15 protein-coding genes are annotated in these 14,087 nt (G+C 40.4%); 7 read left to right on the top strand and 8 right to left on the bottom strand.

All coding sequences use genetic code 11. From position 1 onward, the window contains the following. Positions 1-215: 215 nt before the first annotated feature. Positions 216-560, bottom strand: a complete 345-nt coding sequence (locus AA0Y26_RS09230) for a DoxX family protein (protein ID WP_413367183.1) — start codon at positions 558-560, stop codon at positions 216-218. A gap of 139 nt (positions 561-699) precedes the next feature. After that, positions 700-1,539, bottom strand: a complete 840-nt coding sequence (locus AA0Y26_RS09225) for a DUF2268 domain-containing protein (protein WP_413367181.1) — start codon at positions 1,537-1,539, stop codon at positions 700-702. A 108-nt stretch (positions 1,540-1,647) separates the two neighbouring features. Here AA0Y26_RS09225 and AA0Y26_RS09220 point away from each other — a divergent pair, with 108 nt between their 5' ends. Next, the gene (locus AA0Y26_RS09220) at positions 1,648-1,911 is read left to right on the top strand and encodes a hypothetical protein (RefSeq protein WP_413367179.1); all 264 of its coding nucleotides are present in this window, start codon (positions 1,648-1,650) and stop codon (positions 1,909-1,911) included. Positions 1,912-2,012: 101 nt separating this feature from the next. Here the strand turns inward: AA0Y26_RS09220 and AA0Y26_RS09215 are convergent, their stop codons facing one another. Next, positions 2,013-3,152, bottom strand: a complete 1,140-nt coding sequence (locus AA0Y26_RS09215) for a zinc-dependent alcohol dehydrogenase (protein WP_413367177.1) — start codon at positions 3,150-3,152, stop codon at positions 2,013-2,015. A 141-nt stretch (positions 3,153-3,293) separates the two neighbouring features. Between AA0Y26_RS09215 and AA0Y26_RS09210 the strand changes: the two genes are divergently transcribed. Further along, complete coding sequence (locus AA0Y26_RS09210) at positions 3,294-4,142, top strand: MBL fold metallo-hydrolase (RefSeq protein ID WP_413367175.1); 849 nt, start codon at positions 3,294-3,296, stop codon at positions 4,140-4,142. A gap of 289 nt (positions 4,143-4,431) precedes the next feature. Here the strand turns inward: AA0Y26_RS09210 and AA0Y26_RS09205 are convergent, their stop codons facing one another. Together AA0Y26_RS09205 and AA0Y26_RS09200 are read right to left on the bottom strand one after the other, a co-directional pair. Continuing rightward, positions 4,432-4,854 carry a GNAT family N-acetyltransferase gene (locus AA0Y26_RS09205; protein WP_413367173.1) on the bottom strand — a complete coding sequence of 141 codons (423 nt, stop codon included), beginning with the start codon at positions 4,852-4,854 and terminating at the stop codon, positions 4,432-4,434. A gap of 121 nt (positions 4,855-4,975) precedes the next feature. Then, positions 4,976-5,431, bottom strand: a complete 456-nt coding sequence (locus tag AA0Y26_RS09200) for a GNAT family N-acetyltransferase (protein WP_413367171.1) — start codon at positions 5,429-5,431, stop codon at positions 4,976-4,978. A gap of 580 nt (positions 5,432-6,011) precedes the next feature. On the opposite strand from AA0Y26_RS09200, the gene AA0Y26_RS09195 reads away from it, so the two are divergent. Together AA0Y26_RS09195 and AA0Y26_RS09190 are read left to right on the top strand one after the other, a co-directional pair. Beyond that, positions 6,012-6,569, top strand: a complete 558-nt coding sequence (locus AA0Y26_RS09195; RefSeq protein WP_413367169.1) for a recombinase family protein — start codon at positions 6,012-6,014, stop codon at positions 6,567-6,569. Between the two features lie 292 nt (positions 6,570-6,861). After that, positions 6,862-7,875 (top strand): IS1595 family transposase, encoded by a 1,014-nt coding sequence (locus AA0Y26_RS09190; protein WP_413367167.1) that lies wholly within the window; start codon positions 6,862-6,864, stop codon positions 7,873-7,875. 29 nt (positions 7,876-7,904) lie between these two features. Here the strand turns inward: AA0Y26_RS09190 and AA0Y26_RS09185 are convergent, their stop codons facing one another. Beyond that, a complete protein-coding gene (locus tag AA0Y26_RS09185) occupies positions 7,905-8,516 on the bottom strand; it encodes a Type 1 glutamine amidotransferase-like domain-containing protein (RefSeq protein ID WP_413367165.1) in 612 nt (203 codons plus the stop codon). A gap of 285 nt (positions 8,517-8,801) precedes the next feature. Beyond that, entirely contained in the window at positions 8,802-9,410 is a 609-nt protein-coding gene (locus AA0Y26_RS09180; RefSeq protein ID WP_413367163.1) for a transglutaminase-like domain-containing protein, read from the bottom strand. 638 nt (positions 9,411-10,048) lie between these two features. On the opposite strand from AA0Y26_RS09180, the gene AA0Y26_RS09175 reads away from it, so the two are divergent. The 3 genes from AA0Y26_RS09175 to AA0Y26_RS09165 all read left to right on the top strand — a co-directional run bounded on the left by AA0Y26_RS09175 (position 10,049) and on the right by AA0Y26_RS09165 (position 12,231). Continuing rightward, entirely contained in the window at positions 10,049-11,128 is a 1,080-nt protein-coding gene (locus tag AA0Y26_RS09175; protein WP_413367161.1) for a type III polyketide synthase, read from the top strand. 4 nt (positions 11,129-11,132) lie between these two features. Continuing rightward, on the top strand, positions 11,133-11,666 hold the full coding sequence (locus AA0Y26_RS09170) for an isoprenylcysteine carboxyl methyltransferase family protein (protein ID WP_413367159.1): 534 nt from the start codon (positions 11,133-11,135) through the stop codon (positions 11,664-11,666). Positions 11,667-11,847: 181 nt separating this feature from the next. Then, positions 11,848-12,231: an SET domain-containing protein gene (locus tag AA0Y26_RS09165; RefSeq protein WP_413367157.1), complete on the top strand. Its 384-nt coding sequence runs from the start codon at positions 11,848-11,850 to the stop codon at positions 12,229-12,231. A 69-nt stretch (positions 12,232-12,300) separates the two neighbouring features. Here the strand turns inward: AA0Y26_RS09165 and AA0Y26_RS09160 are convergent, their stop codons facing one another. Continuing rightward, positions 12,301-13,848: an RNA polymerase sigma factor gene (locus AA0Y26_RS09160; protein WP_413367155.1), complete on the bottom strand. Its 1,548-nt coding sequence runs from the start codon at positions 13,846-13,848 to the stop codon at positions 12,301-12,303. Positions 13,849-14,087 lie beyond the last annotated feature (239 nt).

Genomic DNA, 14,087 nt, shown 5'->3' with positions numbered 1-14,087 from the left:
TACACCTCATAATCAAAACTATTACAGACTTTTAATGTCTGTAATTGATTGTAGCTTAGGCTATAAAAAACCGCAAGCTTTTTGAAACGGCATACTTCAAGAAAAATGGAACAAAAAACCGTTCAATCAGCAAGCGCCCCACCCACCCCTAGCACTTCCAGATAAGACGCCCGCCCATACAGACCGCATACTTTCGTTGTAAGCCGGTCTAGATCTCATAAAGAAAATAGGAATAAAAAGAGGATAAAAACAAATAGAACGATAATCGGCAGCATCTCCTGTATGCCATCCTTTACGCGGACATGCGTAAAGATCGCACCGATACATATACAGAAAAGAAGCAGTAAGCCGTACAATGCCAATCCGTGAATGAGCAGCCCCATCAGCAGTAGTAGTCCTGCGATCATTTCGAGAAATCCAGTGAGCATAAGAAACCAATACGGCAGCCTCCATTGGATGAAAGCCCTTCGATAGGTCCTATTGCCGGAAACTTTTCCAAACCCAACAAAGACAAAAACAGCGCTAATTAGTATTTGCACAACCAATGTTACGTGATCCATGTTGTCACTCCCGTACGATTAGAAAGGATAAGTACCTAGAGAGGAACCCACTACTTCCCCTTCTATATCCTATGCTCACAAGAAAGATACAGACGGGCTCACTCTTGCCCCTTGCAATCAATGTGTACTTTTTTCATGTCTACATGGAAAAATCGGAATCTTGGATGATCTCATCCGCAGATAATTGATATAACGCTTCCTGTTTAATTGATTCGTTTTTTTGAAGATAGGACTTCACAATCCGGTAGCCTATGCTGTAGCCTGCCCATGGCGGCAGCCTCCTTTTCCTATCTCCGTATAAAAAGGGACGGTGATTGATCACGCCTTTTATTTCAAGGGACGGTACAAAATGCCGAGCCCATATTTCCCTTGTCTCCTCTTCTGTATAGCGTTTTGCCCATGGCGACAGCCACTCTTCGCCGTATAGTTCTTCTACGGCAGCTTCTGCCATCCCCTCGATGATAAGCGACTCCTTCAGGGAATGCTCTGCCGGCGAGGAGTTCCGATGAAAAATTCTGCAAATATGATGGTATTCATGCGCCAGCAATGCATATAGTTCCTGCTCTTTAAGCTCGGGTGTTACGAACAAGAAAAGAGCATTTTTATACGCCACCCCGTTCTTGTTCACCGCGATTCCCCCAATCGATGGCCTTTTCTTCGTTAAAGGATAAATATAGATATCCACCTCAGGGCCGTTCCATAATGTTTGGAGACGGGCATATTCTTGTGCCAAGAGCTCCCATATTCCCCTCTCATCCAGACTTACCACGATTTCCTCAAGTTCCACCCATTCGGCTGGCTGAAACAGGCCGTTTTGTAAAAGCTCATGATAGATCGCTTCCGGCGGTGTTTCTGGAAATAACGGCAAAAGCGGTTTTGTAATATTTTCACTCTGGATAGACGCGATGAGGTTTCTCGGCTTTCCTTCACATTCTTTACAGATTTTACGCAAAGTTTTATGAGTCTTTTTGACAGACATTCTCTTATCATCCTTTTTCACAGTATATGTACTAGACGATTAGCACGTGTCTATCAATAGTTGCAACATATATTAATAAGTAGTTTAAGGTAAAAGGAGGGTAGATTTATGGGTCAATATAATGATATGTACAATATGTGCTGCCAATATCAAGGCAAGCGCGTACGCATCACCGATACTCAAGGAAAAATGCATGTAGGAACGATTACGCGTGTCGATAGAAGACGGGTTTGGCTTATGCCTGATGGAGGCATGGGCGGCGGTGGTTACGGCTTCGGCTGGGGCTGGGGCTACGGCGGAGGCGGCTTCGGATATGGTATCGCGCTTGGCGCAATTGCAGGAATCGCGTTAGCAGGAGCATTCTTCTGGTAGGATTCAACCTATTTGAGGATGGAATATAAATAAAGCTCTCAGACGATTTGACACATAGAAGAGATTCCCTCCCCTCATCAAATTGTCTGAGAGCTGTTTTTCTAATTTTTCAGTACAAACTTGATGCTTTGATCCTCATGGTCATGGAACATACGGTAGGCATCACTCGCCTGCTCCAGCGGCATGCTGTGTGTGATGATGTCCGTCGGGTCGATTTTTCCTTGGACAATCATATCAAACAGCATCGGCATATAATGGATGACCGGTGCCTGACCTGTCTTCAATGTGACATTCCGCTCGAAAATATTACCGAGCGGGAACATGTTGTAGCTCGATCCATAAACGCCCGTCAGCTGGATTGTACCGAATTTGCGTACAGCTTTGTGGCCGATATCGATGGCGCTCAACGAACCGCCGTGCATTTTCAGCTTTTGCCCAACCTTTTCAAGTGGAGACATCTTTCCATCCATCCCTACACAATCGATGACAACGTCTACACCACCGCGGGTAATTTCATGGATATGGTCACCGACATCGTCGAACTTATCCATATTGTAAACTTCTACTTTATTGGTACGCAGAGCATGCTCCAAACGGTAATCGAGAGGATCAACCGCAATGACACGGCTTGCACCTTTCATCCATGCGAATTTCTGTACCATCAGTCCGATTGGTCCGGAACCCAGCACGGCGACTGTATCCCCTTTTTTAACCCCGGCATGTTCCACGCTCCAATAGGCTGTCGGCAATACATCCGACATGAATAATAGGGCCTCGTCCTCCAATTCGCATGATTCAGGAATTTTAAACGGGACAAAATTGCCGTAAGGTACACGCAGAAGCTCGGCCTGTCCGCCCGGATAATTGCCGTAGCGCTCTGTAAAGCCGAAGTAGGCACCTGAATCTATTGCAGGATTTTCATTCGCATTGTCACACTGACTTTCCAGCTCGTTCTGACAATAGAAGCATTCGCCGCACGAAATATTGAATGGAATGACGACGCGGTCGCCCTTCTTTACTTTTGTCACTTCAGGTCCGACTTCTTCTACAATTCCCATTGGCTCATGCCCAATGACATACCCTTTGGTTGTCGGCATCGCACCTCGGTAAATATGAAGATCGGAACCGCAAATCGCCGTCGTCGTAATTCGGACGAGAATATCATCCGGCTTTTCGATCTTTGCATCTGGTACATCTTTTACTTGGACATCCTGTGCCCCTTGATACGTTACTGCTTTCAATTTCATCCCTCCTACATCGATATAGTTCTCTTATTACCCACTCTCCCAATAAACTAACTTCAAATGTAGAATGCGTGTTTATGATAAAGCAAATCAGGAAAGCAAACATATATACGATTCTTTAGAATGGAGGTTTTTTACGTGGCAAAGGAAATGGATTATGGAGATGACTATAAATACATTCCGATGACGTCCATGCTAAGTATGGTTGGACAAGCGGTAACGCCTGATATTTATTGCTATACGATTCAAGTAGTGAATGTGTGTTTCATCGGAGATCCCGGGAAAAATGACGGATGGACGCTGATTGATGCAGGCATGCCCCGTTCTGCTGCATCCATTATCGAGGAGGCGGAAAAGCGATTCGGGGCTGGTACAAAGCCGGAAGCTATCATCCTGACGCACGGTCATTTTGATCATGTAGGCGCGATTGTTGAATTGCTTACGCACTGGGACGTACCCGTTTATGCGCACCCTATGGAAATTCCGTATTTGACAGGGGAAAAGAATTATCCGAAGCCGGACCCTTCTGTAGGCGGCGGTCTTGTAGCAAGAATGTCACCATACTTCCCGAACGAAGCGATAAACCTGGGAGACCGCGTAAAGCCCTTACCGGCTGATCATTCGGTCCCTACTATGCCTGGCTGGGAATGGGTGTATACGCCGGGGCACGCACCAGGGCATGTTTCTCTCTTCCGTAAAGCAGACCATGCCCTGATTGCAGGGGATGCTTTTGTTACGATCAAACAGGAATCGCTTTTTAAAGTACTCGTACAGGAAAAAGAAGTGAACGGTCCGCCGAAATATCTCACTACCGACTGGGAAAAGGCACGTGAATCCGTACGGACGCTCGAAGCATTAAAGCCGGCAGTCGTTGTTACCGGACACGGTATGCCAATGTCTGGAGAAGAGCTGGCACATAACTTGTCGATATTAGCAAATGAGTTCGACCAGCGTGCAATTCCTACACAAGGACGTTTTGTGGATTAAGCGCACCCCGCCTCTAACTGCCGAATAGTTGGTGTAGCTTTAGAATAAAGTTTGATCAAAAACGACCCACAGACCCATATTTTAAGTTAAATTAAAAGAGCCCGTTTTGAAAAAAGTTTGTTCAAAACGGGTTAATTATTTGTAAAACACGAGGCAATTTTTATAAAAAAGTTTGATCATTTTCTACTGTCGATCTTCAACAATCGCGCCCGATTGTTGAAGATTGTTTTTCTGTGTCCCCAAACTTTTATTTGGGAACGTTATTTTGTATAGGCTCGTATATTGAATTTTAATTATTGCTTAAACTTTTACTGAAACCTGTACTCTTCCCTATGTATCCTAAATTTTTATAAAAATTATGTGCAGCGATTCGTTCTTCTCTATTCCCGCTGTTTAATGTGATAGCTATACAATCGTTCTTTTTCGCCCAATCTTCAACTGCTAACATAAGGTTTTGCCCAATATTTTTTCTACGATAATCCTCGTGAACTACTAGTGCTAAAACTCTTACATATGGCTCATCAAATTCATATGCGATTTGCTTACACATTCCTACAAAGCCAACTAAATCTCCGTTTATTTCAGCAACAAACGTTTCGTAATTTGGTAAATCCAAGATTTTATCCAATCTTTCTTGAATTTTTTGATTTGAAGAAGGATAGCCTAACTGATTCATTAAAACATCCATATTATTAATATCATTTCTAATCATTGAACGAATATGCATAGTAGCTTCACCTTTTCTCTATAAGTTATTGATAAGAAAATTATAAGTTCCCTAAGTGTCATTTGGGAACTTTATTACATATGTTTATGTATATTTTATAAATGCGTTAACGATGCCCATCTTTCCGTGCTTGTATAAAGCCATAATATACACAAGCGCCATGTGTAGATAAATCCTTCACTTCAAATCCACAAGCCTCGTAAAACTTAAAATTATTGGCGGAAGTGTTTGCAAACCAATCCCCATGAGGAAGTTTTTGAGTACATAATTCAACAAGTTTTTTTCCTATGCCTTTCCCACGATAATCTGATGAAACAACTAAGTCCATGATATTAGCTGCCATTACTTTGTCTGATATTACGCGAACCATTGCAATCATTGTTTCACCATCCCACACAGTAAATGCCCACGTTGAATTTTTAAATATAAGTGAGTATTTTTCTTTTTGCCATGAAGGGATATTAGTTGCCCAGCCAGCATCTTTAAACAACGCTTCAACATAATCAGCAGGAATTCCTTCAGTACCCTCTCTAATTACTAAACCATTAAAATATTGATACATACGCCTCTCTCCTTTCATTACTTAGTTATTACATAAAAGGTTTCATATTTCCTTTTTCATACAGCATGGAATTTTAAATCTTTCATGTAGAATAGTTCACAAGCAACCAAAAATGCCTTATCCAATTGAATAAGGCATTTTAGTTCCCAAAGCGGTGTTTGGTAGCATTAAGTGCTTAACGTTGGAAAGGCGATTTTCTGACGCTACTCTATATTTTACTTTTAAAATACCTAATCGCTATAGGTAATGACCACATACAAATTAAAAGGCATCCTGTTATTATTCCTAATCCAATTAAAATTCCCAATAAAGTCTCCATTGTATCCCCTTTGTTTAACTTATTTAATGAAATTCCATTTTTATCAATCCTTAATATAATGTTCTACTGGTTAGTGTCAAAAAAAGTTTCACATTATATCAAAAAGTGCCCAAACCGTCGTTTGGTAACAGTTCTTTCCTAAACATTGTAAATCCATAAAAATCTTATGAGCCAGCCCCACTAATCACTTTTTATAAATCATTAAAATAAAAATATCAATACTTATGTTCATAAGTATGATCTAGAAATGAGAGGTTTTTTATGATTTACGGTTATGCGAGGGTATCCACTGTAGCGCAAGAATTAGATGCCCAACTCCAGGCATTAGAGAGTGAAGGAGCAACAGTCGTATATAAAGAAAAATTTACAGGCACAAAAACAGATCGACCTCAATTAAATGAGCTGCTGTCTATATTAAAAGAAGGTGACAAGCTCGTTGTAACCAAATTAGATCGGTTGGCTCGTAACACCAAAGAAGGTATCGAAATCATTGAACAATTATTCGCCAAAGGCGTAAAAGTACATGTACTTAATGTGGGATTGCTGGAAGATACGACAATGGGGCGCTTCTTTTTACAGACGCTACTCGCTGTAGCTGAAATGGAGAGGAATCTCATCATTGAACGTACCCAGGAAGGGAAAGCCATTGCGAAACAGCAACCGGGGTTCCGTGAAGGCAGGCCCAATAAATACACGAAAAAACAATTAGATCATGCGATGAGCTTACGTAATACGCATTCATTTAAACAAATTGCTGATATTACAGGCATCTCTATTAGTACGTTAAAACGAGAAAGTAAAAGACGCAAAGAGAATTAGCAAAAGGAAAAACACTTGACTGAATCTTTGTAAGTTCAGGAAGAGTATTAAAGGAGAAATTAAATATGGCCCAAGCAATTTTCAGGTTTAGTGATGATGAACGTTCATTAGAAGCGGTATTAGTTGTTGAGTACACAGATATGAAAGGTGTAGCTTTAGAATAAAATATGATTAAAAACAACCCACAGATTCATATTCTAATTTAAATTAAACGCTGTTTTCGTATAGATTGTTGCTATTTAACCATACTATGAATAGGCTGATATAATGCCGTTTATGGAGGTGTTAGGATATGTGGAGACACGTTTATCATGATTTTAGTGACCTATCAAGAGCAGAACAATTAGCGTTGTATGAAGCGATGAAACAAGACCTATTTCCAGAAGAACGAGAAGATATTTCGAAGATGTTAAAAGACATTCGTGAAACTCGTTTTTCTGGTGGTTTGGCGTGTCTTCACTGCGGGAGTGTGTCGGTCAAGAAAAACGGCAAATATCGTGCGAGACAACGATATTTGTGCAAAGACTGCGGAAAGACCTTTAACGATATGACCAATACTCCATTGGCAGGTTCTCGATATCCTCATAAATGGCTTAAATATTTTGAAATGATGGTAGAAGGTTATACACTGCCTAAAATCTCTGAGGATTTAGAAATCCATATTTCTACGGCTTTTTATTGGCGACATAAAATCTTGAATGCTCTCCGTTCATTAGGCAATCAAACTTTAAAAGGGATTGTTGAAAGCGATGAAACCTTTTTCTTGGAAAGTGACAAAGGGAAGAAGTCTATTACTCACAGAAAACCTCGCAAGCGTGGCGGTGTCGCTACTAAAAGAGGCATCTCGAAAGAACAGGTTTGTGTTCTTGTTGCACAAGACCGAAATGGACAAGTCATCTCTCAAATGGCTGGAAAAGGTCGCATTAAATCAACAGATATAGATAAGGTGTTAGGGAATTATATCGACACCTCTGTTTTTTTATGCTCAGATACAGCGACAAACTACAAGAAGTTCGCAAAAGATAAGGAATTACAACACGAAATGGTGAATGTGCGGAAAGGGATTTATGTGAAAAAATCTATCTTCCATATTCAACATGTCAATGCTTATCACAAACGGCTAAAACAATTTATGAACCGTTTTCAAGGTGTGGCAACCAAATACCTTGATAACTACTTGTTTTGGTTCAGATACCTTGAACATAGCAAAAAGGTGGCTCACAAAGAACGAGTGAAGAAACTTTTATTTAGTGCTGTTAATAAATCTAACTATACGACAGTTGAGATGTTTAGAAGAAGTGCATAATAAAAGACCTCGAATTAGAGGTCAATAAATTACATTTCTACTGTGAAATATTCATCATCCTTTAATCTTGTAACTTCGCACCCTTCAAGGATTTCAAATTCTTTTAGTCTATCTTCAATTGTCTTGTTCGTACTATCCTTGAACAAATCTTCTCGGTCATAGTGAGGAAAAACAAGTTTGTCCGTTAAGCCTAATGCAGAAAAATCCTTAGTATTTAATGCATCCATTTGCGGTGTGAAGAAATGAACGACTTTAATGTTTGGACCAAGTAGAACAGCACCAGCACTTACACCTACAATAACAACATTTTTGTTCACTAAATCTCGGAAGATACTATCTGCTCCACTCTGTTTAGTATGAAATAATAAATTAAATGGATTACCACCATTGATGTATATGACATCTTTATGTGCAAGACTTTTTGGGTTATCAAACTCTATATCAATGAAATCGATGTTTTGAAACCCCATATCCTTAAAGTCCTCTTTCGTCTTCTGAGCAAACCTATTATTATCCTTTTGTGGCGATGCAGTTGTGATAATAGCAACGTCCAGTTCGTTAGGTTTGCCATTAATGAGTTTTAAAAATTGCTCCTTGATAGCATCATTGTAAAAACCGTTAGAGGTTAGTAACAATTTCACTCTAATCAACCCCGTTCTATTCTCTATTTGGCATTGGATATATCCTTATTTTAACAGAAAATATAGGAAATCAGGAATTTTTCACATCTAAAACAACATCTTTACGAAAACAGCCAAATTAAAAGAGCCCGTTTTGAACAAAGTTTGTTCAAAACGGGTTAATTCTTTGTGAAACAATGTGCAATTTTTTAAAAAAAGTTTGATCATTTTCTACTGTTGATCTTCCACAATCGCGCCAGTTTGTTGGAGAACGTTGTTCAACTAAAACTCCCATTAGTGAAACAACTACAAATTCTCTGGTAAGTAATGTTTATACATTTCTAATGCATTCGTATGTTGCTCTAGAACAGCTACTGTTTTAGGATGAGGCTTAGCATAGATGATTGGATAATCTTTTTCATCAAGGACCTCATTAATTGAAAAAGCTAATTTTACTTCATCAATTGAAAATTGAGCATCAATTCCTTTTTTATTCCCACGGGCATCTACCCTAACCCATTTATTAAGTGACTTAAAAAAGATAGCATTCAAAGCGTGGATACAATACCCTTTGGCTGGGGTGTCAAACAACATTAATCTTTGATAACAAAAACCTGTTGGTATTCCCTGTGAACGTAATAAAGCAGCTAATAGGTGGGACTTTGCATAGCAAATTCCTTCTTTAAAGTTTAATACATCGGAAGCATTACAAGTTATTCGTGCTGATTGAATATCCCAAGAATGAGAAATCTCATCTCGAACAAATTCAAAAGCCACTTTTGCTTTTTCAATTTCCGTTTGGGATTGATTGAAAATCTCACTTACTTTCTCTTTTATAATGAGATTAGAATAATTTACTTCATTTAATTCGAGTAAATAATCCTCTATTTTTTCAGATTCACAGACCAAGTTCACAGAATCCCCCCTAATAATACGAATAAATATTTACAAATAAGTATTATTATACAAGAAAATTCACCTTATTTAAAGATGTTTTATTTACTTAACCTGAGCCGAGTAGTTTAAGTATAATCCCTCACAAGTTCAATTGCATTCTGTATAAATATTTGTTTATTGTCCTCCATAATATGGCCCTTTATTGGAATAACTTTATTATCACTTAACAGGTTCTTAATCCACAAGAAAAACCGAAATCCCTTCTTTATAGAGATAGGAAATTCCGGTTCATCTTTTTTATAAACGGTTAAACTTTTTTCTAAACGGTACGACTTTTTTATAAACAGTTCAACTTTATTTCAAAGCCACAGTTAGGGGCTTTTTATTTCCCCTTTTCTCACTTTTTTTGAAATGGTACCCCAGTTTTTCTAATTCTTCCGTTTAACTTTTGGAAGCTCGTGGAACTGTACGGTATACGATCATAGGTCTTTTATGCAGTATGCGATGTCCATATTGCATAGAAAAACACCTTCCTGTTTTTATGAGGGGCTGTGCGCCCCTTCCTGTAAAGGAAACGCTATTCCAGTTATTTTGTATATTTCCCAACTTCTTTCAATACATTGAAAGAAAGTACTTGTTTATAAGGAGAATTGTCTATGCCGAAAATCGCTTCCGTTGGTACATATAAACCACCCTATCCGTTAGCACAAACCAATATTGAAGAGCTGACAAAAGAGCTCTTTCAGGATAAAATCCCGCGACTTGAACGCCTGTTAAAAGTCTTCAAAAACGGGCAGATTGAAAACCGCAATTTCTGTGTACCTTCCGACTGGTACCGGGAGCCTCATACATTCGAAGACCGCAATGAACTTTATATTAAACTCGCCGTAGACTATAGCGTGGAAGTCATCCAAACATGCCTGGACAACCAGGCTTTTCTCGATACACCTATTTCCACTGAAGAAATAGATGCAATCATCTTTGTCAGTACGACCGGGATTTCCACACCGAGTATTGACGCCCGCGTTATGAATATTCTCCCCTTCTCTGATCGAACGGTTCGCATGCCCATCTGGGGTCTCGGCTGTGCAGGAGGCGCTGGCGGTGTCAGCCGGGCATACGACTACTGCAAGGCACACCCAAAGGCCAAAGTGCTCGTCGTCTGTGTTGAGCTGTGCAGCTTGACCTTCCAAAAGGATGATTATTCGAAAAGTAATCTTGTCGGCACCTCCCTATTTGCGGATGGGGCTGCTTGTGTCCTTGTATGCGGAGATGAGGCAGAGCTCCAGCAGGACAAGCCAATGCCGTATATTCATGGGTCAGCTTCCAAATGGATGCCTGAATCAGAGGACGTGATGGGATGGGATGTGAAGAATAGCGGACTCCATGTTGTATTCTCGAAAAGCATTCCATCCATCATTTCTAAATGGCTGGGGCCGTTCATCCATGAATTTTTAGGAGAGCATGATCTATCAGCAGAGCAAATTGAAAATTTTGTTGCCCACCCGGGAGGCAAAAAAGTACTCGCCGCCTACGAAGAAGCCCTGCAGTTACGGGAAGGCCAGACGAATGTGTCGCGCGACATTTTACGGGAAAACGGCAATATGTCCTCACCTACTGTTCTCTATGTACTCGAGCAGTTTATGCTGATGAAAAACAATCCACATACATTCGGACTACTCGTTGCACTCGGACCAGGCTTTAGCGGCGAAGCCGTCTTGCTGGAATGGAGGTAACGATATGCTATTCTTTATTATCCTCTCTCTTGTCATTGTGCAGCGTCTGCTGGAATTAGTCGTCGCTCGGAAAAATGAAAAAAGAATGCTCGCAAAAGGCGCCTATGAAGTCGGAGCGAATCATTATCCGTACATGATTGCTCTCCATACAGGATTTTTCATCAGTCTCATAATCGAAGTCACATTTTTCGACCGCGGGCTTTCTCCTTATTTCACATGGCTGTTCATTCTATTCTTAGCTGTGCAGGGCCTGCGCATCTGGTGTCTTGCCTCGCTCGGTCCGTTCTGGAATACGAAAATTATCATCCTGCCGGGTGCCGATGTTGTCGCAAAAGGGCCCTACCTTTATATCCGGCATCCGAACTATCTGGTCGTATGCATTGAAATCGCCCTGCTGCCGCTCATGTTCGGTGCGTACTTCACAGCCATTGCCTTTACGATCTTAAACTTCATTATGCTGTCCGTACGTATCCCAACGGAGGAGAAAGCACTGCGTGAACTGACAAACTATAACGAAGTATTTCAGCCCAAAAGCTAAAAGCTGGCCGAAAGCAGATTTTCTGCTTTTGCCCAGCTTTTTTTGCGGGTATTTTCCCCTAGCCTTGTCCATGTTACTTTTGGTATGGAATTTCCACTCGTATTGAACATAATAAAGAGCTTTCTCTGTGAATCCATGTTACAGTTAGATAGAAAATTTTTTATATGATGAGGAGAACAACATGATTGAAATTAAAACATCACCACTAAGTGATGGAGAATTTAATAGAGGCGTATTTGCTACACGCGATATCAAAAAGGGAGAGCTCCTGCACGAAGCGCCCGTCATTGCTTACCCGAATGAAGAGCATGAATACATAGAGAAAACACTTCTCGCCGACTACGCCTTTGAATACGGAATCGGTCGTTCTGCCATCCTGCTTGGCTATGGCATGCTGTTCAACCATTCGTATGAACCGAATGCAACGTATGAAATCAATTTCGAAAACCAGACTTTCGACTTTTTCGCTTTCAAGGATATAAAAGCAGGCGATGAAATCCTCATTAACTACAACGGTGATGTAGATGATATGGATCCATTGTGGTTTGACCAGGAAGAAAAATAAACAGCAACGAAAAGCAGTACAGGTGTGTAATCGATCCTGTACTGCTCTTTTTTAATTGAAGGAAGCAGACTACTCAGCTTCCTCTTCATTCGTCATCTCCATAAACGGCTGATAGTTGCTCAGCAAAAATGTAATCGTATACGCATCCCCTTGAATTTCTTTCACCGTTTTCTGCAAAGACAGATAGGCCTGTACCGCCTGCTGCATGCGCTGCATCTGTTCCTCTGCCGGATGCTTTTTCCAATCCGTATTAACCCAAATCACTACCTTTTCTTCCTCTATTTCAAAAGAAATACCTCTAAATAAATAGGCCGATTTCCACCCGAGTACATTATGGAGCTGACTCACAATAGACTGCCAGCGCCGCTCCTTCATTTCGAGCGTAATAGAAATGGGTGTCACGACTACCTCCCTAATCGCCAATTGCTGCTCCTTCAAGGTCCTGTTCAAATCAGCCAGAATCAGCTGGGATTCCTGAATATGATCAGGCATGTTAACATGCAGAACATACGAATCCCCCTTCTTCTGAAGTTCGGCTAATCCGTAATGTGTTTCTTTCGCATACCCATGCTGGATAAATACTTGGTCGACAAGTTCAATTACCTCACTATAAATAGGGTTAGTTACTAATTCAGGCACTTCTATAAAATGCACCTTCATTTTCCTGTTACCCGTTTCAGCTAAATAATTATTTACAATAGGTTCGAGATGCTTTCTTGCGTCCTGTAATGATGAATCGTTCAATACAAGTGCCATTTCAAAAGTTTCAACATCTTCATTTTCCTCAGTGTAAATACCTATGTACTCAACTACATAACCCTCTTCTTCTACCTTCTCAGTGACCACACTAAAAATTTCTTCATCTTCGATTATAGATGGAGGATCTATTGGCGATATCTTTTCCAAAATCATGCCATCGATCACTGATGAATAAAAAGGAAGGATGATCAGCAGTAAACAAAACGCCGCCGCAGCGAACCCGTACTTCTTACTATACAGCCTTTTCGGTGTATGGGATTGCTGAATGATTCGTTTATCTGATTCTTCATTTGCCTGCAGCACTCTCTTTACATCCGCTCCCAGTTCCTTCAGGAAGCCACCTAAGTTTTCCTCATTCGGAACCCCCTTTTTCACCAGCTCTTTTTTTAATTCAGCCAGCCCTTTTTGTAACGTCCTTTCTACTTTGCTTTCTGATCTGCTTAAGATAGCGGCAGTATCCCCGGCTGAGATATCCATTATTTTTCGTAAAACGATTACTTCACCATATGTAATAGTTAACCGCTGGATTGCTTCGTATAATTGCCTATGTAGATGATTCAGTCCGTCAACCTGCCCGAACTGCAGCTGGCTGCCTGCTTGATTCATCTTCATACCGAAATAATACTGAAACGGACGCTTTTTTCGAAGATAGCCCTTCATCTTCTTATGAGCCATGAACAAAAGCTCAGTTTCTAATGATTCCTTACCTTCCAGCTCCTGAAGGTTCCGGGAAGCTTTGATGAACGTTTCCTGTGTCAGCTCCTCGGCAAGCCGGTAGTCTTTCACCATCATGGCGAGATAGAGGAAAACAGATTCTCCATATTTATCAAACCAATTGGCCATTCTCCCAGTTTCCATTTTTTCACCTCTTCTCTATCGTGTCTTTTGTCTATTGGTTCGTAAGATTGCCTATGATGCAACATATTTTCATTCATAATATATTGTTCTGGAAATTCCATTATAGTAAATTATGGTTTATTTTGGAATATACTTTGTGATACATTAAGTAGAAAAGGTAGTAGAATAATCGAAGTAGAATTATCTAATTTTAGTGGCTTATTTGGTTAGCTATAAAAAAGTTTAGGGGGATGACGTTA

The sequence above is a fragment of the Lysinibacillus canaveralius genome (assembly GCF_047301505.1).
Lineage (GTDB): Bacteria > Bacillota > Bacilli > Bacillales_A > Planococcaceae > Lysinibacillus_B.
The sequence above is the reverse complement of the archived record's forward strand: the minus strand, read 5'-3'. Positions and strand labels throughout refer to the sequence as shown.